Source organism: Pantoea sp. QMID4 (assembly GCF_030270445.1).
Classification (GTDB): domain Bacteria; phylum Pseudomonadota; class Gammaproteobacteria; order Enterobacterales; family Enterobacteriaceae; genus Pantoea; species Pantoea vagans.
The window spans coordinates 88826-114903 of sequence record NZ_BSXL01000003.1 but is presented as its reverse complement, the minus strand read 5'-3'; the positions used below and the strand labels follow the sequence as shown (position 1 = coordinate 114903).

General features: G+C 56.5%; 19 protein-coding genes. 15 read left to right on the top strand and 4 right to left on the bottom strand.

The genetic code is table 11. From position 1 onward, the window contains the following. Window positions 1-32: 32 nt before the first annotated feature. Entirely contained in the window at window positions 33-1592 is a 1560-nt protein-coding gene (garD, locus tag QSK07_RS07960) for a galactarate dehydratase (RefSeq protein ID WP_285721300.1), read from the bottom strand. 565 nt (window positions 1593-2157) lie between these two features. Here garD and QSK07_RS07955 point away from each other — a divergent pair. The 6 genes from QSK07_RS07955 to QSK07_RS07930 all read left to right on the top strand — a co-directional run bounded on the left by QSK07_RS07955 (window position 2158) and on the right by QSK07_RS07930 (window position 9137). Beyond that, a complete protein-coding gene (locus tag QSK07_RS07955; protein ID WP_285721299.1) occupies window positions 2158-3519 on the top strand; it encodes an MFS transporter in 1362 nt (453 codons plus the stop codon). Continuing rightward, on the top strand, window positions 3516-4862 hold the full coding sequence (locus QSK07_RS07950; RefSeq protein WP_285721298.1) for an enolase C-terminal domain-like protein: 1347 nt from the start codon (window positions 3516-3518) through the stop codon (window positions 4860-4862). Before QSK07_RS07955 ends, QSK07_RS07950 begins: the two co-directional genes overlap by 4 nt. 10 nt (window positions 4863-4872) lie before the next feature. After that, window positions 4873-6204 carry a glucarate dehydratase gene (gudD, locus tag QSK07_RS07945; protein WP_285721297.1) on the top strand — a complete coding sequence of 444 codons (1332 nt, stop codon included), beginning with the start codon at window positions 4873-4875 and terminating at the stop codon, window positions 6202-6204. 45 nt (window positions 6205-6249) lie between these two features. After that, a complete protein-coding gene (garL, locus tag QSK07_RS07940) occupies window positions 6250-7020 on the top strand; it encodes a 2-dehydro-3-deoxyglucarate aldolase (RefSeq protein ID WP_098052499.1) in 771 nt (256 codons plus the stop codon). After that, window positions 6965-7924 carry a 2-hydroxy-3-oxopropionate reductase gene (gene garR, locus QSK07_RS07935; RefSeq protein ID WP_336748708.1) on the top strand — a complete coding sequence of 320 codons (960 nt, stop codon included), beginning with the start codon at window positions 6965-6967 and terminating at the stop codon, window positions 7922-7924. The genes garL and garR overlap by 56 nt, the downstream gene beginning before the upstream one ends. Window positions 7925-7997: 73 nt before the next feature. Continuing rightward, window positions 7998-9137 carry a glycerate kinase gene (locus QSK07_RS07930; RefSeq protein WP_098052501.1) on the top strand — a complete coding sequence of 380 codons (1140 nt, stop codon included), beginning with the start codon at window positions 7998-8000 and terminating at the stop codon, window positions 9135-9137. A 161-nt stretch (window positions 9138-9298) separates the two neighbouring features. Here the strand turns inward: QSK07_RS07930 and barA are convergent, their stop codons facing one another. After that, a complete protein-coding gene (barA, locus tag QSK07_RS07925) occupies window positions 9299-12034 on the bottom strand; it encodes a two-component sensor histidine kinase BarA (RefSeq protein WP_285721296.1) in 2736 nt (911 codons plus the stop codon). Window positions 12035-12127: 93 nt separating this feature from the next. On the opposite strand from barA, the gene rlmD reads away from it, so the two are divergent. From rlmD to queE, 6 genes are all read left to right on the top strand, one after another. Beyond that, entirely contained in the window at window positions 12128-13444 is a 1317-nt protein-coding gene (rlmD, locus tag QSK07_RS07920) for a 23S rRNA (uracil(1939)-C(5))-methyltransferase RlmD (protein ID WP_285721295.1), read from the top strand. Between the two features lie 29 nt (window positions 13445-13473). Further along, window positions 13474-15705 carry a GTP diphosphokinase gene (gene relA / locus QSK07_RS07915; protein ID WP_098052504.1) on the top strand — a complete coding sequence of 744 codons (2232 nt, stop codon included), beginning with the start codon at window positions 13474-13476 and terminating at the stop codon, window positions 15703-15705. Between the two features lie 156 nt (window positions 15706-15861). Then, entirely contained in the window at window positions 15862-16650 is a 789-nt protein-coding gene (gene mazG, locus QSK07_RS07910) for a nucleoside triphosphate pyrophosphohydrolase (RefSeq protein ID WP_285721294.1), read from the top strand. Between the two features lie 230 nt (window positions 16651-16880). Continuing rightward, a complete protein-coding gene (pyrG, locus tag QSK07_RS07905) occupies window positions 16881-18518 on the top strand; it encodes a glutamine hydrolyzing CTP synthase (RefSeq protein ID WP_098052506.1) in 1638 nt (545 codons plus the stop codon). 76 nt (window positions 18519-18594) lie between these two features. Continuing rightward, the gene (eno, locus tag QSK07_RS07900) at window positions 18595-19890 is read left to right on the top strand and encodes a phosphopyruvate hydratase (RefSeq protein ID WP_285721293.1); all 1296 of its coding nucleotides are present in this window, start codon (window positions 18595-18597) and stop codon (window positions 19888-19890) included. Window positions 19891-20039: 149 nt separating this feature from the next. Then, window positions 20040-20711: a 7-carboxy-7-deazaguanine synthase QueE gene (gene queE / locus QSK07_RS07895; RefSeq protein WP_285721292.1), complete on the top strand. Its 672-nt coding sequence runs from the start codon at window positions 20040-20042 to the stop codon at window positions 20709-20711. Window positions 20712-20804: 93 nt separating this feature from the next. On the opposite strand, the gene queD is transcribed toward queE, so the two are convergent. Then, on the bottom strand, window positions 20805-21164 hold the full coding sequence (gene queD, locus QSK07_RS07890) for a 6-carboxytetrahydropterin synthase QueD (protein ID WP_285721291.1): 360 nt from the start codon (window positions 21162-21164) through the stop codon (window positions 20805-20807). A 298-nt stretch (window positions 21165-21462) separates the two neighbouring features. On the opposite strand from queD, the gene cysJ reads away from it, so the two are divergent. The 3 genes from cysJ to QSK07_RS07875 are packed head-to-tail and all read left to right on the top strand — an operon-like array spanning window position 21463 to window position 25726. Continuing rightward, window positions 21463-23274, top strand: a complete 1812-nt coding sequence (gene cysJ / locus QSK07_RS07885; RefSeq protein ID WP_285721290.1) for an NADPH-dependent assimilatory sulfite reductase flavoprotein subunit — start codon at window positions 21463-21465, stop codon at window positions 23272-23274. Next, a complete protein-coding gene (cysI, locus tag QSK07_RS07880; RefSeq protein WP_275221316.1) occupies window positions 23274-24995 on the top strand; it encodes an assimilatory sulfite reductase (NADPH) hemoprotein subunit in 1722 nt (573 codons plus the stop codon). The genes cysJ and cysI overlap by 1 nt, the downstream gene beginning before the upstream one ends. Continuing rightward, window positions 24992-25726, top strand: coding sequence for a phosphoadenylyl-sulfate reductase (locus QSK07_RS07875; protein ID WP_285721289.1), 735 nt, complete (start codon window positions 24992-24994; stop codon window positions 25724-25726). Before cysI ends, QSK07_RS07875 begins: the two co-directional genes overlap by 4 nt. A 59-nt stretch (window positions 25727-25785) precedes the next feature. On the opposite strand, the gene QSK07_RS07870 is transcribed toward QSK07_RS07875, so the two are convergent. Continuing rightward, the gene (locus QSK07_RS07870; protein ID WP_285721288.1) at window positions 25786-26070 is read right to left on the bottom strand and encodes a YciI family protein; all 285 of its coding nucleotides are present in this window, start codon (window positions 26068-26070) and stop codon (window positions 25786-25788) included. Between the last annotated feature and the right edge of the window lie 8 nt (window positions 26071-26078).

Here is a 26078-nt window from a genome sequence, read left to right as displayed (position 1 = left end):
TCGCAGCATAAGGATAAGCCTGGCGTGTGATATCAGGTCACCGGTGCCGGGTTAAACACCGCCAGCTGATTACGGATGCCCCAGCGATCGGACCAGGTCTGCTTCCTGCCACTGGCAATATCCAGAATCAACTCAAACAACCGCCAGCCCACCTGCTCAATACTCTCTTCACCGGTCGCAATCGTCCCGGCATTAATATCCATCAGATCATGCCAGCGCTCTGCCAGCGCGTTGCGCGTTGCCATCTTGATGACCGGAATCGCAGCCAGACCGTAAGGCGTTCCGCGGCCGGTAGTAAACACCTGCAGCGTGATACCGGATGCCAGTTGCTGCGTACCGCAGACAAAATCGCTGGCAGGCGTCGCCGCGTAGATCAGGCCACGTCGCGTAGGCCGCTGACCGGGCGAGAGCACTTCAACAATGGCGCTGCGCCCCGATTTGGCGATCGATCCCAGCGCTTTCTCCACCACGTTCGCCAGTCCGCCTTTTTTGTTGCCCGGCGACGGATTCGCGCTGCGATCGGTCTGGCCCTGGTCGAGGTAGTTGTCATACCAGGCCATCTCCTCCAGTAAGCGCTTACCGACTTCCTGATTAATTACCCGCGGCGTTAGCAGGTGAATCGCATCGCGTACTTCAGTGACTTCCGAAAACATCACGGTTGCTCCGCAGCGCACCAGCAGATCAGAGGCAAAGCCCACCGCCGGATTTGCCGTTACGCCCGAGAACGCATCGCTGCCACCGCACTGCATGCCGATAATCAGTTCTGCAGCAGAACAGGTTTCGCGCTGGCGCTGATTGAGCCGCTGGAGATGACGCTCCGCTACCTGCAGAATCTCATTCACCATTGCCCCAAAACCCACCAGCTTTTCATCCTGCAGGCGCACGATGTCATGATCGTCCAGCGAAATAGCCTGCGCGTCGGGCGTGCCGGTCAGCAGACGCTCCGGCTGTAACTTCTCACAGCCCAGGCTGACGATCATGACTTCGCCACCGAAATTGGCATTCAGCGCCAGGTTATGAATGGTGCGAATCGGCACGACCGCCGCGGGTGCATTAATCGCCACGCCGCAACCATAAAGGTGGTTGAGCGCGACCACGCCATCCACATTCGGATAGCGTGGCAGTAAATCCCGTTCAATGATCTGTACGACATGATCCACCACACCGGCCACACAGTGGACGCTGGTGGTGATGCCGAGCAGGTTACGCGTGCCGACGCTGCCATCCGCATTGCGATAACCTTCAAAGGTATAGCCTTCCAGCGGCGGCAATTCAGGCGGAACCTGTGTGGCTAACGGCAGACTCGCCAGCGGAGGCGCTTCCGGCAGTGCGACCAGCGACTCATCAATCCAGCTGCCCTGGGCAATATCCCGTAAGGCATAGCCGATGACTTCACCGTAACGCACGATCTCTGCGCCCTGGTTAATCGTGCGCAGCGCGACTTTGTGACCCTGTGGCACATGCTCTGTGAGTGTCAGACCATCCGCAAACTGCGTGCCAGCCGGCAGACCCTGGCTGTTAACTACAATCGCCACATTGTCGTGCTCATGAACTTTGATATAGAGCGGTTGTTCATCTGATTTGGGGTACATCGCTCACCTTCCCGTCTGTCGTGCCGTACTTGTGCGGCACGCTGTAATGTTCTGACCTGTCACACGTTTGTTTGCCATCTTCAGTATAGGGAGGTTGCATGAGGGGCGCATTGTGCAAATGACCACCATTGAGACAATTCACCTTATCGATTTGAGGCGATTATCCAGAAGCAAGTGAAGAACCTCACAAACAGCGGGGGAAAACGTTACCTGAGGCGGTTTTTACTCAGTTATTTGCCGCTTTCGTGAGCCATCCCGCAGGGTTTTGTGCATCCGCCACACAATCACTTCTGCACGGGTGATATTCCAGGGCGATGTTCCAATGTGCTCGCTTCAGGCTGTTCTTATACTGGATTCCGTTAGCCAAAGTCAGGTTATCTGTCACGACGTATTACTCATCCGCAGAGATCGCAGAAGCGCATTGGCTGCCACCTCGCAGATGGATAAATAAAGGTTTGCCAGAACAACAAGATCGCCGTGTTTAACCCAACTTCTCTCTGATACCCAACGCGATGTGTATGCAGTCAGAGCGAATGTAGCTCACGCTATATTTCAGGAGTGCATCATGAATAGTTTCAGCCAGACCGCGGAAACGGTGCAGAAGCGCACCAATGCCCGCTACTGGATTGTGGTGATGTTATTTATCGTCACCTCATTCAACTACGGTGACCGCGCAACCATCTCGATTGCCGGTTCCGCGATGTCCAAAGATATCGGCCTCGATTCGGTCGGACTTGGCTATATCTTCTCTGCCTTCTCATGGGCGTACGTTATTGGCCAGATTCCGGGCGGCTGGCTGCTTGACCGCTTCGGCTCTAAACGCGTCTATTTCTGGAGCATCTTTACCTGGTCGCTGTTTACGCTGCTGCAGGGCTTCGTGGATATCTTCAGCGGCTTCGGCATCATCATGTCGCTGTTTATTCTGCGTTTTTTGGTGGGGCTGGCTGAAGCGCCTTCCTTCCCCGGCAACAGCCGGATTGTAGCCGCCTGGTTCCCGGCGCAGGAGCGCGGCACGGCGGTGGCGATCTTCAACTCCGCGCAATACTTCGCCACCGTCATCTTTGCACCCATCATGGGCTGGCTGGTCTCTGAAGTGGGCTGGGCGCACGTATTCTGGTTCATGGGCGGCCTGGGCATTATCCTCAGCTTTATCTGGCTGAAAGTGATCCACGATCCCACCGACCACCCCGGCGTGAACAAAGCTGAACTGGAATACATGGAACAGGGCGGTGCGCTGATTAACATGGATGTTAAAAAGGATAACCGTAAGGTGAGCTGGAGCGAAAAGTGGTTCCAGATCAGGCAGCTGCTGACGTCACGCATGATGCTGGGTATCTACCTCGGTCAGTACTGTGTTAACGCCTTAACCTATTTTTTCATCACCTGGTTCCCGGTTTATCTGGTGCAGGCACGCGGCATGTCGATTCTCAAAGCGGGCTTTATCGCCTCGATTCCGGCAGTGTGCGGTTTCCTCGGCGGCGTTCTGGGCGGAGTCATCTCCGACTGGCTGATGCGTAAAACCGGCTCGCTGAATATTGCGCGTAAAACGCCAATCGTGCTCGGCATGCTGCTCTCTATTTCGATGGTGATGTGCAACTACACCGAGACCGAATGGGTGGTGGTGTTCTTTATGGCACTGGCGTTCTTTGGTAAAGGCATTGGTGCGCTGGGCTGGGCGGTGATGGCAGATACCGCGCCGAAAGAGATCAGCGGCCTCAGCGGCGGCCTTTTTAACATGTTCGGTAACTTCTCCGGCATCGTGACCCCAATTGCTATCGGCTACATCATCGCCACCAGTGGTTCCTTTGAAGGTGCACTGATCTATGTCGGCATTCATGCCTTTGTTGCGGCATTCAGCTTCCTGGTCATTGCCGGCGATATCAAACGTGTCGAACTGAAATCCTGGCACGGTAAGGACGCATCATGAATACGCAAAGTTCGCCGGTAATCACGGAGATGCGGGTTATCCCGATCGCCGGTTACGACAGCATGCTGCTTAATATTGGCGGTGCCCACAACGCCTGTTTTACCCGCAACATTGTGGTCCTCACCGACAGCGCCGGCCATACCGGCGTGGGTGAGGCGCCCGGCGGTGACACCATCTATCAGACGCTGGTGGAGGCGATTCCGCAGGTGAAAGGCCAGCAAATTGCCCGCATGAACCGTCTGGTGCAGCAGGTACACAAGGGGAATCAGTCGGCTGACTTCACCACCTTTGGCAAGGGTGCCTGGACCTTTGAGCTGCGGGTCAATGCGGTGGCCGCGCTGGAAGCGGCGCTGCTCGATCTGCTGGGACAGTGTCTGGGCGTCCCTGTGGCTGAACTGCTGGGGCCGGGCAAACAGCGTGATGAAGTCACGGTGCTGGGCTATCTGTTCTATCTCGGCGATCGGCGCAAAACCGATCTGCCCTATCTCACTGGTGAGCAGGCCAGTCACGACTGGTATCACCTGCGCCATCAGGAAGCGCTGACCAGCGATGCCGTGGTGCGGCTGGCTGAGGCGGCACAGGATAAGTACGGCTTTAAAGATTTCAAGCTTAAAGGCGGGGTACTGCCGGGCGAGCAGGAGATTGCCACGGCGGCGGCGCTCAAGCAGCGCTTTCCCGACGCCCGCATCACAGTTGACCCCAACGGTGCCTGGCTGCTGGATGAGGCGATTGCGCTGTGTAAAGGGATGCAGGATGTGCTGAGCTACGCCGAAGATCCCTGTGGCGCGGAGCAGGGCTATTCAGGGCGTGAAGTCATGGCCGAGTTCCGGCGCGCCACCGGCCTGCCGGTCGCCACCAATATGATCGCTACCAACTGGCGCGAGATGAACCACGCGGTGATGCTGAATGCGGTCGATATTCCGCTGGCGGATCCGCACTTCTGGACGCTGAGCGGTGCCGTGCGTGTCGCCCAGCTGTGCGATGAGTGGGGTCTCACCTGGGGTTGCCACTCCAATAATCACTTCGATATTTCCCTGGCGATGTTCACCCATGTGGGTGCGGCGGCGCCGGGCAATCCCACCGCGATTGATACCCACTGGATCTGGCAGGAGGGCGATCAGCGCCTGACGAAAAATCCGCTGCAAATCCGCAACGGAAAAATTGCCGTACCGGATGCACCGGGTCTGGGCATTGAGCTCGACTGGGACCAGGTAAACAAAGCCAATCAGCTTTATCAGTCACTGCCCGCCGGGGCTCGTAATGACGCGACGGCGATGCAGTATCTGATCCCCGGCTGGACTTTTGACCGCAAGCGCCCGGCATTTGGCCGGGAAACAGCATAAGGAGCAGGAGATGAGTTCAACACCGAAAGTGACCGCCATGCAGGTTATTCCGGTCGCAGGCTATGACAGCATGCTGCTGAACCTCAGCGGCGCTCACTCGCCATTCTTTACCCGCAACATTGTGATTATCAAAGATAACGCCGGACATACCGGTGTCGGTGAAATCCCGGGCGGCGAGAAAATCCGTCAGACGCTGGAAGATGCCGCCTCGCTGGTGATCGGCAAAACGCTGGGCGAGTACAAAAATACCCTCAGCCTGGTGCGCAGTACTTTTGCCGATCGCGATGCGAGTGGACGCGGCAACCAGACCTTTGATCTGCGTACTACGATTCATGTGGTGACCGGCATCGAAGCGGCGCTGCTTGATTTGCTGGGTCAGCACATGGACGTCAACGTTGCCTCGCTGCTGGGTGACGGGCAACAGCGTGACCGTGTTGAGATGCTCGGTTACCTGTTCTACATCGGCGACCGCACTAAAACCTCGCTCTCTTATCAGAATCAGCAAGACGATCCGTGCGACTGGTATCGCCTGCGCCACGAAGAGGCGCTGACTCCGGATGCGGTAGTGCGTCTGGCGGAAGCGGCCTATGAGAAATATGGTTTTAACGACTTCAAACTCAAAGGTGGCGTGCTGCGCGGCGGTGAAGAGGCCGAAGCGGTTACGGCGCTGGCAAAACGTTTTCCTGAAGCTCGCATTACCCTCGATCCCAACGGGGCCTGGTCGCTCAACGAGGCGATCATGCTCGGCAAACAGCTCAAAGATGTGCTGGCCTACGCAGAAGATCCCTGTGGCGCAGAGCAGGGCTACTCAGGGCGTGAAGTGATGGCGGAGTTTCGCCGTGCGACCGGCATGCCCACCGCCACCAATATGATCGCCACCGACTGGCGGCAGATGGGGCATACCCTGTCGCTGCAGTCGGTGGACATTCCGCTGGCTGACCCGCACTTCTGGACCATGCAGGGCTCGGTGCGGGTGGCGCAGATGTGTCACGACTTTGGCCTGACGTGGGGCTCGCACTCCAATAACCACTTCGACATTTCGCTGGCCATGTTTACCCACGTTGCCGCCGCCGCACCGGGCGCGATCACCGCCATTGACACCCACTGGATCTGGCAGGAAGGCAATCAGCGCCTGACCAAAGAGCCGTTCCAGATTAAAGGCGGCATGGTGCAGGTGCCGCAGAAGCCGGGTCTTGGCGTAGAGCTGGATATGGATCAGGTGATGCAGGCCAATGCGCTCTATCAGAAGCAGGGGCTGGGTGCGCGTGACGATGCTGAAGCGATGCAATTTTTAGTACCGGGATGGACTTTCGACAATAAACGCCCGTGCCTGGTACGTTAACCTTTCTGGCTCCCGCCGCGGAGCCACCGTCACAGGAGTTCAACCATGAGTAATGCAGCCTGGCCCAATGGATTTCGTCGTCGCCTGTTAGCGGGCGACACCCTGATTGGCAGCTGGTGTGCGCTGGCCAGCCCGATCTCAACTGAAATCCTGGGGCTGGCCGGTTTCGACTGGCTGGTACTGGATGGCGAACACGCGCCCAACGACATCACGACCTTTGTGCCGCAGCTGATGGCGCTGAAAGGCAGTCACAGCGCCCCCGTGGTGCGCCCGCCCTGCAACGAGCCGGTGATCATTAAGCGTCTGCTGGATATCGGCTTTAACAATTTTCTGGTGCCGTTTGTCGAAACCGAAGAGGAAGCCCTCCGTGCCGTGGCCTCTACCCGCTATCCGCCCGCCGGGATTCGCGGTGTCTCGGTGTCCCACCGCAGCAACATGTACGGCACGTTGCCGGATTACAACAGCACCATTAATGACAACATCACGGTGCTGGTTCAGATCGAAACCCAGCAGGCGGTCGACAACATTGACGCCATCGCGGCGGTGGATGGCGTCGACGGTATTTTCGTCGGGCCGGGCGATCTCTCCGCTGCGCTGGGCTATCTCGGTCAGCCTGCACATCCTGAAGTGCTGAAAGTGATTAAACACATTTTTGAACGTGCCAAAGCGGCCGGTAAGCCGAGCGGCATCCTGGCACCGGTGGAAGCGGACGCGCGTCGCTATCTGGAGTGGGGAGCCACCTTTGTGGCCGTCGGCAGCGATGTCGGAATGTTCCGCAACGCCTCGCAGGCGTTATGCGAAAAATTTAAGCGCTAATCGATCAAGGAGAAACGCAATGAAAATTGGATTTATTGGCCTGGGCATTATGGGCAAACCCATGAGTAAAAATCTGGTGAAAGCCGGTTATTCGCTGGTGGTACGCGATCACAACGCCGAAAACGAAGCGGAACTGACGGAACTGGGCGCGACCGTGGCGAAATCGCCCAAAGAGGTGGCTGAACAGTGCGACGTGGTGATTACCATGGTGCCTAACTCGCCGCAGGTGATCGAGGTCTGCCTGGGTAAAAATGGCATTGTCGAAGGGGCGAAACCGGGCCTGGTGGTGATCGACATGAGTTCGATTGCGCCGCTGGCGAGCCGTGAGGTCCACGATGCGCTGGCAGAAAAAGGCATCAAAATGCTGGATGCGCCGGTCAGCGGCGGCGAACCTAAAGCGATTGAAGGCACGCTTTCTGTGATGGTTGGCGGCGATAAAGCCGTGTTCGATGCCTGCTACGACATCATGAAATCAATGGCGGGATCGGTCGTGCATACTGGCGACATCGGTGCAGGTAACGTCACCAAGCTGGCAAACCAGGTGATTGTGGCGCTGAACATTGCGGCTATGTCCGAGGCGCTGTCGCTGGCGACTAAAGCGGGGGTGAATCCGGATCTGGTTTATCAGGCGATTCGCGGTGGCCTGGCGGGCAGCACGGTGCTTGATGCCAAAGCGCCGATGGTGATGGACCGCAACTTCAAACCGGGCTTTCGTATCGATCTGCATATCAAAGATCTGGCGAACGCGCTGGATACCTCGCACAGCATCGGCGCGCATCTGCCGCTGACGGCGGCGGTGATGGAGATGATGCAGGCGCTGCGCAACGATGGTCAGGGTACCGCCGACCACAGTGCGCTGGCCTGCTATTATGAGAAGTTAGCGAAGGTTGAAATCGCCCGCTAAAACCCGGTACCGGTTTTCTGAAACCGGACGGGTTAAGAGCCGTTTCAATTACTCAACTGCGCTCGGATTGCCTATGAAAATCGTAATCGCACCGGATTCATATAAAGAGAGTTTATCCGCCCTGGATGTGGCATCGGCGATTGAAGCGGGTTTCCGTGACATTTTTCCCGATGCGCATTACGTGAAAATACCGGTCGCCGACGGTGGCGAAGGCACGGTAGAAGCGATGGTGGCGGCGACGAAGGGAAAGATCGTCAGGCTGAAGGTGACAGGTCCGTTAGGCACGCAAGTTGATGCCTTTTATGGTCTGTCGGGAGATGAACGTACCGCCTATATCGAAATGGCGGCGGCCAGCGGACTGGAGCGGGTGCCCGCTTCACAGCGTGACCCGCTGATAACGACGTCGTTTGGCACCGGCGAGTTGATCAGGAATGCACTGGATAAAGGCGTTGCTCACATCATTATTGGTATCGGCGGTAGCGCCACTAACGATGGCGGTGCCGGGATGATGCAGGCGCTGGGTGCCCGATTGCTCGACGCCCAGGGCAACGAGATTGGTCACGGTGGCGGCGCGCTCTCTGACCTCGCCAGCATTGATATTGACGCGCTGGATGCCCGCATCCATCAGTGCCGCATCGAAGTGGCCTGTGATGTGACTAACCCGCTGACCGGCAAAGAGGGCGCATCGGCCATTTTCGGTCCGCAGAAAGGGGCGACCCCGGCGCTGGTGCAGCAGCTCGATCAGGCGCTGGCCCATTACGCCGCGATTATTCACCGCGATCTCGATATCGATGTGCTGCATATTCCCGGCGGTGGTGCAGCGGGCGGGATGGGTGCGGCGCTGCACGCCTTCTGTCAGGCGGAGCTGCGGCGCGGCATTGAGATTGTTACTGAGGCGCTGGGGCTGGCTGAAGAGGTCAAAGATGCGGATCTGGTGATTACCGGTGAAGGGCGTATCGACAGCCAGAGTATTAATGGCAAGGTGCCGATTGGGGTCGCCAGCGTGGCAAAGCGCTTTAACAAGCCGGTGATTGGCATCGCCGGAAGCCTGACGGCGGATGTCGGCGTGGTGCATCAGCACGGGATTGATGCGGTATTCAGCGTGCTCTACAGCATCTGTACGCTGGATGAGGCACTCGCGAATGCCGGGAAAAATGTTGAGATGACGGCGCGTAACGTGGCCGCGACGCTGAAACTGGCCGGATTTCACTGACCGTCAGGACTATCCGGCCAGGCAATGCGGGCACGATGATGCGGGTGGACAGGCACAGTTTTACGGCGTCAGTCCTTTACTTCGGCGGCAGGTACGTCAGCGGAAGCAAAAGCACCTGCCGGTTAGTGTTTGCGCGTATAGCGGGCGTGGCAGCAGGCCGGTCAGACTTCCCCGACCCCTAACAGACGTCGGGCTTCTCTGGCGACGTTCTCCATCTCATCCTGCAGCTCCAGCAGTTCCGGCTCCAGCGCGTCGATATCGCTGGCCTCCAGCAGCCCCTGTTCCAGCTGATGACAAAGTTGCTTCATGCGCGGCACGCCGCTGTAGCTGGCACTGCCGTGCAGCTTGTGAATAATTTCACGCAGGGCGTTGACCTCATTGGTCGCCATAAACTGCGCCATCTTCGCATGCACTTCCGGTAAAAACTCCAGCAGCATTCGTAGCAGATCGCGCGCCAGCTCGGGTTTGTTAGCCGCCTGTCGCAGCGCCAGCTGCCAGTCCAGCGTCGGTAATATTGGCTGCAGTTCCGGCAGGGAGACCACCGGCGGCGGCGTATAGCGCGCCAGTAGCTGTCTCAGCTTGCTCTCATCAATCGGCTTGGCAAGATAGTCATTCATACCCGCCTTGATCAGCTGTTCACGCTCACCATCAATCGCATGTGCGGTCACCGCCGCAATCGGTGTATTTGCGTGATGCGGTAATCCCCGGATAATTTCGCTGGCGCGAATGCCATCAATCTCAGGCATCTGAATATCCATCAGAATCACATCCAGCGACTGCTGACGCGCTTCGCGGATGGCGTGTTCGGCGCTGCTGCACAGCAGGATGTTCTGCACCTGCTCCTCCAGCAGCGCGCCAATCAGCTTGAGGTTGGCGGGATTATCATCCACCGCCATCACCGTCAGCGGCAGACGCGGTGACAGCGGTAGTTCGCTGACCTGGCGGGTATGGATATCCAGTAACATTGGCAGAAGCCGCGTCAGAGAGATCGGTTTAGCGATGCAGCCGTCAATGCCGCGTACCTTTAGTTCATCAGCCAGCAACATCATCGGGCTGGGGAGCGCCATCAGTACGTTGTCTGCGCGATCCAGCAGCCCATTGATCAGGCGCTCATTGAGCAGTTCAGGCTGGCTGATACTGACCGGCATCGCCATCAGCAGCAGCGGATAGTGAGACGCTTTCAATCCCTCCAGCGTTTCGCTGTAGTCGATCTGCAATGGGGTAGCGCTCAGCATTTCCAGCGCGGCGCTGGCAACGTTAGCATCCGCTTCCACATAGGCAATGCGCGCATGGGACAGCGCATCCAGCACGCGGGGCATGCCGGGCGCATTGGGATTGAGATCCAGCTGCAGGCGAATCATAAAGATAGAACCCTGATCCGGCTGGCTGCTGAAGGTGATTTCACCCCCCATCTCCCGCACCAGCTTCTGGGTGATAACCAGCCCCAGCCCGGTGCCGCCATGACGCCGCGAAATGCTGGCGTCAGCCTGACGGAACGCCTGGAACAGCTGTGTCTGCTGCTGCTCAGAGATGCCGATGCCGCTATCCTCAACCTGAATCTCCAGCTCGACGCGTGACTGGGTAATCACCCGCTGTCCGACGCGCAGGCCGATGTAACCCTGCCCGGTAAACTTAATGGCGTTACCAATCAGGTTGATCAGAATCTGTTGCAGGCGCAGCGCATCGCCAATTACGTTGTCCGGCACGCTACTGTCACACACCACCGTCAGCTCCAGCCCCTTTTCATGCGCCGACGGCGCCAGCAGCACCAGGGTTTCATCCAGCGTGGCGCGCAGCGGGAAGGGGATCGCCTCCAGCATCAGCTTGCCCGCTTCCAGCTTCGAAAAATCAAGCACATCGTTGATAATACTGAGCAGGTTATTGGCTGATCGTTCAATGGTTTGCATATAGTCGCGCTGGGTGGTGCGCAGCTGGGTTTTCAGCATCTGCCGGGTAAAACCCAGTACGCCATTGAGCGGCGTTCGCAACTCATGCGACATATTGGCCAGAAACTCAGATTTGATACGCGCGGCTTCCTGCGCGCGTTTCTTCGCCAGATCCAGTTCAACGTTCTGAATTTCCAGCTGCTCCAGCGTCTCCCTTAAATCGTAGGTTGCCTGGTCGATATTGTGCTGCATCTCTTCGTGATAGGCGGTCAGCGACATCGCCATCGCGTTAATGCCGTTTTTGAGAATGCTGAGTTCACCCAGCATGTAGCCCTCAACGCGGCTGTCGAGCTGGCCGCGACGGATGCGGTCAACAGTGGTGACCATATTGCGGATCGGGCCGGTGACATCGCGCATCAGGCGGTAAGCAAACAGCATGGCAAGACAGAGGCAGAAGAGCAGCATCAGCGTGGCAACAGACACCTCTTTGTACTGCTGCAGGCGCACCGACTGCAGATCCAGTTCAATCGCCACATAGCCCAGCGGATTGCCCGCTGGCTTGGCATTTTCATCCGGTAATTCGTCTACATCGTAACGCTCGGAGGTAATCGGCGTGCGCAGAATTAATAGGCTGCCGTGGCGCTCCATTGAGACATCGTCAGGCAGGGCACGGATATCATCCTGTTGCAGCAGGCTGAGGTTTTGCTTGTGGTTAGAGGTGACATAGAGCTGATTGTGATTATCAAACACCGAGATGGCCCGGACGATGCCGGAATGGCGACGGTGCAGCAGGCTGACCAGTTCACGCATGGTATCACGGTTGTGCCACGTCATGCTGTATTCACTGGAGATCGCCAGGGGTTCGATGATGTTGGCCCCGGCATCGATCACCTGGCGCTGCAGTTCGTTGTAGCGGTGCACCACAAAAAATGAGCTGAGCAGCAGGCCAACCATCAGCGTAGGTGCCAGGATTAAAATCATCATTCGCGCCCGCAGGCTGTATTTGGTCATAATAGTCGCCTGGCTACTCCGGCATTAACGTCCCTGTGCATGCTGTCGACAAAACGATGCAGGCCGTTTTCGATAAAGAGAATGAATAACACTATGGCGCAATTTTACGTTGCAAAACAGCGCGTGACGACGCAACAACGGATCTCCGTCACCATTGATGAGCTCGACCCGTTCGGACAGGGCGTGGCGCGCCACAAGGGTAAAACCCTTTTTGTCACGGGTGCTCTGCCGGGTGAACAGGCGGAGGTCGTACTGACAGAGGATAAACGTCAATTTGCCCGGGCGAAAGTGACACGACTGATTAGCCGCAGTCCGGACCGCGTTACGCCGCGCTGCCCGCACTATGAACGCTGTGGTGGCTGTCAGCAGCAGCATGCGGATGTGGCGCTGCAACAGCAGAGCAAAGCCCAGGCGCTGAGCCGGATGCTGAGCAAGGCTGCAGCACAGAACGTGGCGGTAGATGAGGTGATTGCCGGTCAGCCCTGGGGCTACCGCCGTCGCGCCCGTCTGGGTCTGCAATGGCAAAATAAAGCGCAACGCTTACAGATGGGCTTCCGCCAGGAAGCCAGCAACGATCTGGTCGCTATTCAGCACTGCCCCATTTTAGCGCCCGAACTTGAAGCGTTACTGGTTCCGCTGCACCAGTGCCTCAGTGCGTTGCGCGCAGTCAGGCGTCTCGGACATGTGGAACTGGTGCTGGCGGATAACGGCCCGCTGATGATTCTGCGCCATCTTGATGCGCTGCATGCCGATGATCGTCAAAAACTGGAACAGTTTTCGCATAAGCATCAGCTGATGCTGTTCCTGGATGCGGGTGAAGAAGAACTGACAGTGTTAAGTGAGTCAGTGCCGTTTTATCACTCGCATCAGCTTAAGCTCACCTTCAGCCCACAGGATTTTGTCCAGGTTAACGATGCGGTTAATCAGCAGATGGTCGCGAAGGCGATCGCCTGGCTCGACCTGCAACCTGAAGACCGGGTGCTGGATCTGTTTTGCGGCATGGGAAACTTCACACTTCCTGTAGGAATTTTCGTACAAAATGTCGTTGGTGTGGAGGGGATTGCAGCATTAGTGCGGCAGGCAGCGTATAATGCTGATTTGAATAATCTTAAAAATGTCAGTTTCTTTCAGCATAATCTGGAAGAAGAGGTGTCGCGCCAGCCATGGGCGGCACAGGGATTTAACAAGGTATTACTCGATCCGGCACGCGCCGGGGCTGCGGGCGTCATGGCGCATGTGGTTAAACTTGCACCAGAACGCGTGGTCTATGTTTCGTGTAATCCCACAACACTCGCCCGCGACAGCCAGACATTGCTGTCGGCAGGCTACCAATTGGAAAGGGTCGCGATGCTGGATATGTTCCCACATACCCGCCATCTCGAATCCATGGTGCTGTTCAGAAAAACATAAGCGACGAATGTCGTTGTGCAGGAGAGGTTATGGTTGCGGTCAGAAGTGCGCATTTAAATACTGAGGGGGATTTCGCCCTCGACCAGTGGATCGCCAGTCTCGGCATTGCCAACCCGCAATCCTGTCAACGCGTTGCAGAGACCTGGCGCTACTGCGAAGCGCAGACGCAGGGCCATCCCGATCAGTCACTGCTCCTGTGGCGCGGTATCGAGATGGTGGAAATCCTCTCCATGCTCAGCATGGATATTGAAAGCCTTTGTGCGGCGCTGATTTTCCCGCTGGCTAACGATGAAGTGGTGAGTGAAGAGGAGCTGGAAAGCGCCGTTGGCAAAGGCATTGTCTCGCTGGTACACGGCGTGCGCGATATGGATGCCATCCGCCAGCTGAAAGCGATCCATAACGACTCCATGGCCTCTGAACAGGTCGATAACGTCCGCCGCATGCTGCTGGCGATGGTGGAAGATTTCCGCTGCGTGGTGCTCAAGCTGGCCGAACGCATCATGAACCTGCGCGAAATGAAAGATGCGCCGGAAGATGAGCGGGTGCTGGCCGCCAAAGAAAGCACCAACATCTATGCGCCTCTGGCCAACCGTCTGGGTATTGGACAGCTCAAATGGGAACTGGAAGATTACTGCTTCCGCTACCTGCATCCCGACGAATATAAGCGCATTGCTAAATTACTGCATGAGCGTCGCATCGATCGTGAGCAGTACATCGATAATTTCGTCAATAATCTGCGTAAAGAGATGGTTAAAGAGGGCGTGCGCGCCGAAGTCTACGGTCGTCCGAAACACATCTACAGCATCTGGCGCAAGATGCAGAAAAAATCGCTGGCCTTTGATGAGCTGTTTGACGTGCGTGCGGTGCGCATCGTAGCCGATCGCCTGCAGGATTGCTACGGCGCGCTGGGCACGGTGCATACTCTCTATCGCCATCTGCCCAGCGAATTTGATGACTACGTCGCTAACCCCAAACCCAACGGCTATCAGTCGATTCATACGGTGGTGTTAGGGCCGCAGGGCAAAACAGTGGAGATCCAGATCCGTACCCGCCAGATGCATGAAGATGCCGAGCTGGGCGTGGCGGCACACTGGAAATATAAAGAGGGGCCAACCTCCAGCAGCGCGCGCGGCGCCGCGGGTCACGAAGAGCGTATTGCCTGGCTGCGTAAGCTGATTAGCTGGCAGGAAGAGATGGCGGACTCTGGCGAGCTGCTGGAAGAGGTCCGTAGCCAGGTATTCGACGACCGGGTCTACGTCTTTACTCCGAAAGGTGATGTGGTGGATCTGCCGGCCGGATCGACGCCGCTCGACTTTGCCTATCATATTCATAGTGACATCGGTCACCGCTGTATCGGTGCAAAAATCGGTGGCCGCATCGTACCGTTCACCTATCAGCTGCAGATGGGCGATCAGGTTGAAGTGATCACCCAGAAACAGCCGAACCCGAGCCGCGACTGGCTCAACCCGAATCTGGGCTACATCACGACCAGCCGTGGACGCTCGAAGATCCACAACTGGTTCCGCAAGCAGGATCGCGACAAGAACATTGTTGCCGGACGGCAGATTCTGGATAACGAACTGAATCAGCTTGATATCAGCCTGCGCGAAGCAGAGAAACTGCTGCTGCCGCGCTACAACGTGACCTCGCTGGAAGAGCTGCTGGCGGCGATTGGTGGCGGCGATATTCGTCTTAACCAGATGGTTAACTTCCTTCAGGCGAAGCTGAACAAGCCGAGCGCTGAAGAGGAAGATCGCGAAGCGCTGCGGCAGCTGACCCAGAAATCGTACTCACAGCCCGCACGCAAAGAGAGTGGGCGCGTGGTCGTTGAGGGCGTGGGCAATCTGATGCACCACATTGCCCGCTGCTGTCAGCCAATTCCGGGCGATGATATTGTCGGCTTCATCACCCAGGGGCGCGGCATCTCAATTCATCGCGCCGACTGCGACCAGCTCTCTGAACTGATTTCACATGCGCCGGAACGTATCGTCGATGCCGTATGGGGCGAAAGCTACTCCAGCGGTTACTCGCTGGTGGTGCGTGTCACCGCCAACGATCGCAGCGGCTTGCTGCGTGACATCACCACCATTCTCGCCAACGAGAAAGTAAATGTACTGGGCGTCTCAAGCCGCAGCGACACTAAAAAGCAGCTGGCAACCATCGACATGGATATTGAGATCTACAACCATCAGGTACTGGGACGTGTCCTGGCGCGTCTGAACCAGGTCTCTGATATTATTGACGCCCGCCGCCTGCACTGATATTCAGCTGCACGGCGGCAACCGGCAACCGGAGGTTGCGCGGGCGTTTTCTGCGGTACTTAACAGTGCCGGACTCGGTTCACCCCGTCCGGCACTGTTATACGCCTCGCCTCCTTTCTCGCTGCCTGTCACCTGACTACTCAAGGACCCGTCTGAATGAACGCTATTGAGCGCCTGCTTGGCATCATGAAAACCCTGCGCGATCCCCAACACGGCTGCCCGTGGGATCGTGAACAGACCTTCACCTCTATCGCGCCCTATACGCTGGAAGAGACCTATGAAGTGCTGGACGCCATCCAGCGCGAAGATTTTGACGATCTGCGCGGCGAACTGGGCGATCTGCTGTTTCAGGTGGTGTTCTATGCGCAGATGGCCAGCGAACAGGATCGCTTTAATTTTGAGGATATCTGTCACGCCATCAGCTCCAAGCTGGAGCGCCGCCATCCGCACATTTTTGGCGATGCTACGGCAGAAACCAGCAGTGACGTGCTGAAAAACTGGGAAGCGATTAAAACCGCCGAGCGGGCGGATAAAGCGCAGCATTCGGCGCTGGATGACATTCCTAAAGCGCTGCCTGCACTGATGCGTGCCCATAAGATACAGAAGCGTTGTCACAATGTGGGATTCGACTGGACCACGCTGGGGCCGGTAGTGGCGAAAGTGCATGAAGAGATTGATGAAGTGATGCACGAGGCACAGCAGAGCGTGGTGGACGGCGAAAAGCTTGAAGAGGAGATTGGCGACCTGCTGTTTGCCACGGTTAACCTGTCACGTCATCTTGGCAGCAAAGCGGAAACGGCGTTGCAAAAGGCGAATGACAAGTTCGAGCGCCGGTTCCGTGAAGTCGAAGCGATCATCGCAGCACAGGGGTTAAGCATGCCGGGTGCGACGCTGGAGCAGATGGAAGCGGCATGGCAGCAGGTAAAACAAGGCGAGAAGCGCTGATTATTCCATCGCTGTGCATAAAGTAGCCAGATATGCTTACTCGTTTCAGCGCGGCAGCAACTTTGTGACGCACATCAACATTTCATTGGCAGCTATCCGCTATGTTAGGACGCAGCAATGCGTTGGAGGATGGCTGTGATTCATCAATTGTGGCTGATAGCGGTTTCCAGTATACTGTTTTCCCGTCCTGGTTATTCCACCGTCTTTAAACCTAAACTCTCAGGTTCAGCATGACAACGAATTATATTTTTGTGACCGGCGGGGTCGTTTCCTCTCTGGGTAAAGGCATTGCCGCCGCCTCCCTCGCAGCCATTCTTGAAGCTCGTGGTCTGAACGTGACCATCATGAAGCTGGACCCGTATATCAACGTGGATCCAGGCACCATGAGCCCGACCCAGCACGGCGAAGTTTTCGTCACTGATGACGGCGCTGAAACCGATCTCGATCTGGGTCACTACGAGCGCTTCATCCGCACCAAAATGTCGCGTCGTAACAACTTCACAACCGGCCGTATTTACTCAGAAGTCCTGCGCAAAGAGCGCCGTGGCGACTATCTGGGCGCTACCATTCAGGTTATCCCGCACATCACCAACGCCATCAAAGAACGCATTATTGAAGGCGGTGAAGGTCATGATGTAGTGCTGGTTGAAATCGGCGGCACGGTAGGGGATATTGAATCACTGCCGTTCCTGGAAGCGATTCGCCAGATGGCCGTGGATGTGGGTCGCGAACACACCATGTATATGCACCTGACGCTGGTGCCTTACATGGCGGCGGCGGGTGAAGTGAAAACCAAGCCAACTCAGCACTCCGTAAAAGAGCTGCTGTCGATTGGTATCCAGCCAGACGTGCTGATTTGCCGTTCTGATCGTGCCGTTCCGGCCAACGAACGCGCTAAAATCGCGCTGTTCTGTAACGTCCCTGAAAAAGCGGTTATCTCGCTGAAAGACGTCGATTCCATCTACAAGATTCCTGGCATGCTGAAATCGCAGGGCCTGGATGACTATATCTGCAAGCGCTTCAGCCTGAATGCACCGGAAGCCAACCTGGCCGAGTGGGAGCAGGTAATTTACGAAGAAGCCAATCCGGGTGGTGAAGTCACCATCGGTATGGTGGGCAAGTATGTTGAGCTGCCGGATGCCTATAAGTCAGTGATCGAAGCGCTGAAACATGGTGGCCTGAAAAATCGCGTCACCGTGAACATCAAACTGATCGATTCGCAGGATGTTGAATCCCGCGGTGTCGAATTACTGAGAGATCTGGATGCGATTCTGATCCCAGGCGGCTTCGGCTACCGTGGTGTGGAAGGCAAGCTGATGACCGCACAGTACGCACGTGAAAACAACGTGCCGTACCTCGGCATCTGTCTGGGCATGCAGGTCGCGCTGATGGAGTTCGCGCGCAATGTCGCGGGCATGCCGGGCGCCAACTCCACTGAATTTGTGCCAGACTGTAAATACCCGGTGGTGGCATTAATCACCGAATGGCGTGACGAAGAAGGCAACGTCGAAGTCCGCAGCGAGCAGAGCGATCTGGGCGGCACCATGCGTCTGGGCAGCCAGCAGTGTCAGTTAACGCCGGGCAGCCAGGTTCGCCAGCTCTACGGCTCTGACACCATCGTTGAGCGCCATCGCCACCGCTATGAAGTGAACAATATGCTGTTAAAGCAGATTGAAGCAGCCGGTCTGCGCGTAGCAGGTCGCTCTGGTGATGATCAACTGGTTGAGATTATCGAGATCCCGAACCATCCGTGGTTTGTGGCCTGCCAGTTCCACCCTGAGTTTACCTCGACCCCACGCGACGGCCATCCGTTGTTTGCCGGCTTTGTTAAAGCCGCGCATGAGCATCAGAAGCGTTTAGCGAAGTAAGTTTCACAGGCAGCGCGCGAACTTTTCGCGCGTTGTCTGTCTTAGGATTGACTAACTTGTACTGAGGAAAATCGTAATGTCCAAAATCGTAAAAGTCATCGGTCGCGAAATTATCGACTCACGTGGTAACCCGACTGTTGAAGCTGAAGTGCATCTGGAAGGCGGTTTTGTCGGCCTGGCCGCTGCGCCATCAGGTGCCTCTACCGGTTCACGCGAAGCGCTGGAACTGCGTGACGGTGACAAATCACGTTTTCTGGGCAAAGGCGTAACCAAAGCCGTTGCTGCAGTAAACGGTCCGATTGCTGAAGCGGTAAAAGGCAAAGACGCGAAAGATCAGGCGAACATCGATAAGATCATGATCGACCTGGACGGTACTGAGAACAAATCTAACTTCGGTGCTAACGCCATTCTGGCTGTTTCACTGGCAGCGGCTAAAGCAGCTGCAGCTTCTAAAGGTCAGGCGTTGTATGAGCACATTGCGGAGCTGAACGGCACCCCAGGCAAATACTCTATGCCACTGCCTATGATGAACATCATCAACGGCGGCGAACATGCCGACAACAACGTCGACATCCAGGAATTCATGATCCAGCCGGTTGGCGCTTCTAACGTTAAAGAAGCTATCCGTATGGGTTCTGAAGTATTCCACAACCTGGCAAAAGTGCTGAAAAGCAAAGGCATGAGCACGGCAGTGGGTGACGAAGGCGGCTACGCGCCTAACCTGGGTTCCAACGCCGAAGCGCTGGCAGTTATCGCTGAAGCGGTAAAAGCAGCAGGTTACGAGCTGGGCAAAGACATCACCCTGGCGATGGACTGTGCGGCATCTGAGTTCTACAAAGATGGCAAATACGTTCTGGCCGGTGAAGGCGGTAAAGCGTTCACCTCTGAAGAGTTCACCCACTTCCTGGAAGATCTGACTAAACAGTATCCGATCGTCTCCATCGAAGATGGCCTGGACGAATCTGACTGGAACGGCTTCGCTTACCAGACCAAAGTGCTGGGCGACAAAATCCAGCTGGTGGGTGACGATCTGTTCGTAACCAACACCAAAATCCTGAAAGAAGGTATCGATAAAGGTATCGCTAACTCCATTCTGATCAAATTCAACCAGATCGGTTCTCTGACCGAAACCCTGGCTGCGATCAAAATGGCGAAAGACGCGGGCTACACTGCCGTGATCTCTCACCGTTCAGGCGAAACTGAAGATGCAACCATCGCTGACCTGGCGGTAGGTACTGCAGCGGGCCAGATTAAAACCGGTTCAATGAGCCGTTCTGACCGTGTTGCTAAGTACAACCAGCTGATCCGTATCGAAGAAGCGCTGGGTTCTAAAGCGCCATTCAACGGTCTGAAAGAAGTTAAAGGTCAGTAATGACCCTGTGCTGATGGCGCGTTAAGCGGCATCGCATACGCTGAAAGCCCCGCCTTGTGCGGGGCTTTTGCTTTTTCGTGTCGCGCAGCTGTTGTTGTGCGACACACGCTGGCATAATCAGCGCCCCGATTTATCCAGGCGAGTAAAAAATGTTCTACCCGATTAACGAAATGTTCCAGACACTGCAGGGCGAAGGTTATTACACCGGCGTGCCTGCCATTTTCATCCGCCTGCAGGGCTGCCCGGTGGGCTGTAGCTGGTGCGATACCAAACACACCTGGGAAAAGCGGGCAGATCGGGAAACGTCGCTGGGCGATATTTTGATCAAAACGGTGGAGAGCGACGCCTGGGGCGATGCCGATGCCGCCACACTGCTTCTTACCATCGAACAGCAGGGCTGGACGGCGCGTCATGTGGTGATCACCGGTGGCGAACCGGCGATTTACGACCTGCGTCCATTAACCACGATTCTGGAACAGCACGGTTTCCAGTGCCAGATTGAGACCAGCGGCACTCACGCGATCCACTGCTCCGAACAGACCTGGGTCACCGTTTCGCCGAAGGTCAACATGCGCGGCGGCTACGATGTGCTGCCCCAGGCGCTGAGCCGGGCTGATGAAATTAAACATCCGGTGGCGCGTCAGCGTGATGTGGATGCGCTGGATCTGCTGCTGGCGGGGATTGACGACACCAAAGCCCGAATCATCGCTCTGCAGCCTATCAGCCGCAAAGACGATGCTACCCGACTCTGCATTGAGACCTGTATTGCACGCAACTGGCGTCTGTCGATGCAGACCCATAAATATCTCAATATCGCCTGATGAAGGGTGTGCTGAGCGGTTAACCACAGGGAAGGGGCTTGATGCGGGATGGAAACGAAACAGCGTCGGATCGAAAGGCTCGATCCGACAGGCTTAGCCGCGGTAAACGCAGCCTGCGGTGCAGGTTTCTTTGATCATGACCGCGCTTAACAGCGGCAGTTGCGGCTTCATCTGATCCCAGATCCATTTTGCCAGCACTTCGCTGGTGGGATTTTCCAGGCCAGCAATATCATTCAGATAGTAGTGGTCCAGCCGATTGTACAGAGGCTTAAACGCCGCCTTCAGTTCAGCAAAATCCATAACCCAGCCGGTATGCGCATCCACTTCGCCGGTAATCTCCAGACGAACCAGGAACGAATGACCGTGCAGACGGCCACATTTGTGTCCGGCCGGCACATTCGGAAGATGGTGCGCGGCTTCGAACTGGAACTCTTTAAACAAGGTGGTAGACATAGTGGTTCTCAGACATTAAAAAACCGCTGAATTCTACCTGATTACCGCTTTTTTCGCACCCGCGCCGCACTAAGCAATACGTTCACATCCGATTGCCGGATCGTGTCCAGCTAATTAACTGATAAATCACCCGTTTACTTACCAGTTTTAACGATTATCTCTACCAGAAAAACCACTTAGTCATTTTGGTTATTTGATATGTCGAAGGCGTCTTTAATCGTTAATATACAGCCCGGTAACCTACGCACTCTTCCGCCACTTTACGGTCCGGACTTCTGATACTGGAATTTTTAACGCGATGACGACTCAGGCACCTGGTTCACTGCTTCCGCTCTCCCCGGAACAACTTGCCCGCTTACAGGCGGCGACGACAGATTATTCCCCGACTCAACTGGCGTGGCTGTCAGGCTATTTCTGGGGCCGGGTTGAGCAGACGCCGGGTAGCGCCGTCGCCAGTAGCGCACCGTCTGCCCCCGCCGCTGAAACGCCGGTTATTACCCTGCTTTCTGCTTCCCAGACCGGTAACGCCCGTCGCCTGGCAGAGCAGCTGCGTGATGACCTGCTGGCTGCGAAGCTGAACGTAAACCTGGTGAATGCCGGTGATTACAAGTTTAAGCAGATTGGCCAGGAAAAAATGCTGGTGGTCGTCACCTCTACTCAGGGCGAAGGCGAGCCGCCGGAAGAGGCGGTAGCGCTGCATAAATTCCTGATGTCGAAGAAGGCACCGAAAATGGAGGGTGCGGCCTTTGCGGTGTTTGGCCTGGGCGACACCTCTTATGAATTCTTCAGTCAGGCGGGCAAAGATTTTGACAGCCGTCTGGCGGAACTGGGTGGCGAGCGCCTGCTGGATCGCGTCGATGCGGATGTCGAGTATGCGGAACAGGCCACGACCTGGCGCAGTGCGCTGACCGACATTCTCAAACAGCGCGTGCCCACCGAATCCCCGGCGCAGGCTGCGGCGACAGCGGCAGGCAGCGTCAATGAAGTGACCACCAGTCCCTACAGCAAAGAGTCTCCTCTCAGCGCCAGTCTGGCGGTGAATCAGAAAATTACCGGACGTGACTCAGACAAAGATGTGCGCCATATCGAAATCGATCTGGGTGACGCCGGTCTGCGCTATCAGCCTGGCGATGCGCTGGGCGTCTGGTATGAAAATGACGCGGCGCTGGTCAGCGAACTGCTGGAACTGGTCTGGCTGAAAGGCGATGAGCCGGTAGAGATTCAGGGCAAAACCCTGCCGCTGGCGGAGGCGCTGCAAAAGCATTTCGAGCTGACGGTGAACACGGCGCAGATCGTCGCGCAGTACGCCCAGCTGTCACGTAACGCTGAGCTGCTGGCGCTGGTGGATGATAAAGCCCGGTTGCAGCACTATGCGCAGAACTATCCGATTGTGGATATGGTGCGGCTGGCTCCGGCTGAACTCACGGCAGAACAGCTGACCGGGCTGCTGCGACCACTGACGCCGCGACTCTACTCTATCGCCTCTTCGCAGGCCGAAACCGACACCGAAGTGCACATCACTGTGGGTGCGGTGCGCTTCGATATTGAAGGTCGCCAGCGCGGCGGCGGTGCATCGACCTGGCTGGCCGATCGCATTGAAGAAGAGGGAGAAGTCCGCGTCTTCATCGAACACAACGATAATTTCCGCCTGCCGGCTAATCCTGACGCGCCGGTAATCATGATTGGTCCGGGCACCGGCATCGCGCCGTTCCGCGCCTTTATGCAGCAGCGCGACAACGACGGTGCCAGCGGCAAAAACTGGCTATTCTTTGGTAATCCGCACTTCACCGACGATTTCCTCTATCAGGTGGAGTGGCAGAAATATGTGAAGGATGGCCTGCTGACCCATATCGATCTCGCCTGGTCACGCGATCAGGCAGAGAAGATTTACGTACAGGATAAGATCCGCGCGAAAGGGGCCGAAGTCTGGCGCTGGATAGAAGAGGGCGCGCATCTTTATGTCTGTGGCGACGCGAATCGTATGGCAAAAGACGTCGAGCAGGCCCTGCTGGATGTGGTGGTCGAACACGGCGGAATGGATCGTGAAACGGCCGACGAATTTTTAAGTGAGCTGCGCATTGAGCGCCGTTATCAGCGAGACGTTTACTAATGAGCGATAAACACCCTGGACCGCTGGTTGTAGAAGGCAAATTAGCAGACGCTGAGCGTCTGAAGAAGCAGAGCAATTATCTGCGCGGCACCATCAAAGAAGATCTGGAAGAGGGTCTGACCGGCGGCTTTACCGGCGACAACTTCCTGCTAATCCGTTTTCACGGCATGTACCAGCAGGACGATCGCGACATTCGTGCCGAACGTGCGGAACAGAAGCTGGAGCCGCGCCACGCCATGATGCTGCGCTGCCGACTGCCGGGCGGGATCATCACGCCGACGCAGTGGCTGGCCATCGACAAATTTGCCACCGATAAAACCCTTTATGGCAGCATCCGTCTGACCAACCGTCAGACCTTCCAGTTTCACGGTATTCTGAAAAAGAACGTCAAGCCGACGCATCAGATGCTGCATGAAGTGGGGCTGGATTCGCTGGCGACCGCCAACGACGTCAACCGTAACGTGCTCTGTACGTCGAACCCGGTTGAGTCGGAACTGCATCAGGAGGCGTATGAGTGGGCGAAAAAGCTCTCCGAGCATCTGCTGCCGCGTACCCGTGCCTATGCCGAGATCTGGTGGGATAAAGAAAAAGTCGCGACAACAGACGAAGAACCGATTCTCGGTGAAACCTATCTGCCGCGTAAGTTCAAAACGACCGTGGTGATCCCGCCGCATAACGATGTGGATCTGCACGCCAACGATCTGAACTTTGTCGCCGTCGCCCAGAACGGCAAGCTGGTGGGCTTCAACCTGCTGGTGGGGGGCGGCCTGTCGATCGAGCACGGTAATAAAGCGACTTACGCGCGCACCGCCAGCGAATTTGGTTATTTCCCGGTTGAAAAGATCCTCGATGTTGCCGAGGCGGTCGTGACGACGCAGCGTGACTGGGGTAACCGGACTGACCGTAAAAACGCCAAAACCAAGTACACCCTGGAACGTGTTGGCGTCGAGACCTTTAAAGCGGAAGTTGAAAAACGCGCTGGCCTGACGTTTGAGCCGATCCGTCCCTATGAATTCACCACCCGTGGCGATCGCATTGGCTGGATTAAAGGCATCGACAACAAATGGCATCTGACGCTGTTTATCGAAAATGGTCGCCTGCTCGACTATCCGGGCCGACCGCTGAAAAGCGGCATCGCGGAAATTGCGAAAATCCATCAGGGCGACTTCCGCCTGACCGCCAACCAGAACCTGATTGTGGCGGGCGTGCCGGAAAGCGAAAAAGCGCAGATTGAAGCGATCGCCCGCGAACATGGACTGATGGATCATGTGACGCCACAGCGTGAAAACTCCATGGCCTGCGTTGCGTTCCCGACCTGTCCGCTGGCGATGGCAGAAGCTGAACGCTTCCTGCCCGCGTTTGTGACCAAAGTCGAGGGCATCATGCACGCGCATGGCGTCGGCGATGAGCACATAGTGTTACGCGTTACCGGTTGTCCCAACGGTTGTGGCCGTGCCATGCTGGCGGAGCTGGGTCTGGTGGGTAAAGCGCCAGGCCGCTACAACCTGCATCTGGGCGGAAATCGCAGCGGAACGCGTATTCCCCGTATGTATCGTGAAAACATTAACGAAAGCGAAATTCTCGCCACCATTGATGAGCTGGTGGGACGCTGGGCCACCGAACGCCAGGCCGCTGAAGGCTTTGGTGACTTCACCATCCGCGCAGGCATTGTTGCGCCGGTGCTGGACCCGGCACGCGACTTCTGGGAGGAAGCAAAATGAGTCAGCCCGACCTCGCAGCATTGAATGAGATGTCCAAAGTCCAGCGTGCGATGGCGCTGGCCGCGACCAATGCGCAGCTGGAGAAGTCATCAGCGGAAGAGCGGGTCAACTGGGCGCTGGAGAATTTACCGGGCGTCTACGTGCTCTCTTCCAGCTTTGGCATTCAGGCGGCGGTGTCGCTGCATCTGGTGACGCGTCAGCAGCCCGATATTCCGGTGATCCTGACCGACACCGGCTATCTGTTCCCGGAGACCTATCGTTTTATTGATGAGCTGGCGGACCAGCTCAATCTCAACCTCAAAGTGTTCCGCGCCGAAACCTCACCGGCCTGGCAGGAAGCGCGCTATGGCAAACTGTGGGAGCAGGGCGTCGAGGGGATTGAGAAATATAATGAGATCAATAAAGTCGAGCCGATGAACCGGGCTATCGAAACCCTGGGTGCACAGACCTGGTTTGCCGGCCTGCGCCGTGACCAGTCCGGCAGCCGGGCGAATCTGCCGGTGCTGGGCGTGCAGCGTGGCGTCTTTAAGCTGCTGCCGATTATTGACTGGGATAACCGCCAGATTCATCAGTACCTGAAACAGCACAAGCTGAAGTACCATCCGCTGTGGGATGAAGGCTATCTTTCAGTAGGTGATACCCATACCACCCGCAAGTGGGAGCCGGGTATGGCAGAAGAAGAGACGCGCTTTTTCGGTCTCAAGCGCGAGTGTGGTCTGCACGAAGGCTGATGCCGTTCTTCTCTCCCCCGCCAGGGGGAGAGAATGTCTTCACGCAGTCAGTCAGGAAGTTAAACGCCTTTTAATCCGGCAAACGCCTCCGCTTCGCGAGTCACATTCACCTTCGTCACCTCATACTCTGCCACGGCAACAAACGGATCTTCCGCTAATATCGCATCCAGCTTTTCACGTTCTATCTCTCTGACCAGCAACATGCCGCCCGTGCGTGGATCTTTACGTCCCGCGGCAATAAAAAAGCCCGCATCAAAATAGCGATCGAGCCAGTCGATATGCCCAGCCAGCAGCGCTTCAACCTCTTCTGTCGGACGAACATAATTCAGAAAAACCACGTACATGTCAGATC

Coding starts and splice junctions, on each gene's coding strand:
- garD (WP_285721300.1), bottom strand. CDS start 1,592: ATGTACCCCAAATCAGATGAACAACCGCTCTATATCAAAGTTCATGAG.
- QSK07_RS07955 (WP_285721299.1), top strand. CDS start 2,158: ATGAATAGTTTCAGCCAGACCGCGGAAACGGTGCAGAAGCGCACCAAT.
- QSK07_RS07950 (WP_285721298.1), top strand. CDS start 3,516: ATGAATACGCAAAGTTCGCCGGTAATCACGGAGATGCGGGTTATCCCG.
- gudD (WP_285721297.1), top strand. CDS start 4,873: ATGAGTTCAACACCGAAAGTGACCGCCATGCAGGTTATTCCGGTCGCA.
- garL (WP_098052499.1), top strand. CDS start 6,250: ATGAGTAATGCAGCCTGGCCCAATGGATTTCGTCGTCGCCTGTTAGCG.
- garR (WP_336748708.1), top strand. CDS start 6,965: ATGTCGGAATGTTCCGCAACGCCTCGCAGGCGTTATGCGAAAAATTTA.
- QSK07_RS07930 (WP_098052501.1), top strand. CDS start 7,998: ATGAAAATCGTAATCGCACCGGATTCATATAAAGAGAGTTTATCCGCC.
- barA (WP_285721296.1), bottom strand. CDS start 12,034: ATGACCAAATACAGCCTGCGGGCGCGAATGATGATTTTAATCCTGGCA.
- rlmD (WP_285721295.1), top strand. CDS start 12,128: ATGGCGCAATTTTACGTTGCAAAACAGCGCGTGACGACGCAACAACGG.
- relA (WP_098052504.1), top strand. CDS start 13,474: ATGGTTGCGGTCAGAAGTGCGCATTTAAATACTGAGGGGGATTTCGCC.
- mazG (WP_285721294.1), top strand. CDS start 15,862: ATGAACGCTATTGAGCGCCTGCTTGGCATCATGAAAACCCTGCGCGAT.
- pyrG (WP_098052506.1), top strand. CDS start 16,881: ATGACAACGAATTATATTTTTGTGACCGGCGGGGTCGTTTCCTCTCTG.
- eno (WP_285721293.1), top strand. CDS start 18,595: ATGTCCAAAATCGTAAAAGTCATCGGTCGCGAAATTATCGACTCACGT.
- queE (WP_285721292.1), top strand. CDS start 20,040: ATGTTCTACCCGATTAACGAAATGTTCCAGACACTGCAGGGCGAAGGT.
- queD (WP_285721291.1), bottom strand. CDS start 21,164: ATGTCTACCACCTTGTTTAAAGAGTTCCAGTTCGAAGCCGCGCACCAT.
- cysJ (WP_285721290.1), top strand. CDS start 21,463: ATGACGACTCAGGCACCTGGTTCACTGCTTCCGCTCTCCCCGGAACAA.
- cysI (WP_275221316.1), top strand. CDS start 23,274: ATGAGCGATAAACACCCTGGACCGCTGGTTGTAGAAGGCAAATTAGCA.
- QSK07_RS07875 (WP_285721289.1), top strand. CDS start 24,992: ATGAGTCAGCCCGACCTCGCAGCATTGAATGAGATGTCCAAAGTCCAG.
- QSK07_RS07870 (WP_285721288.1), bottom strand. CDS start 26,070: ATGTACGTGGTTTTTCTGAATTATGTTCGTCCGACAGAAGAGGTTGAA.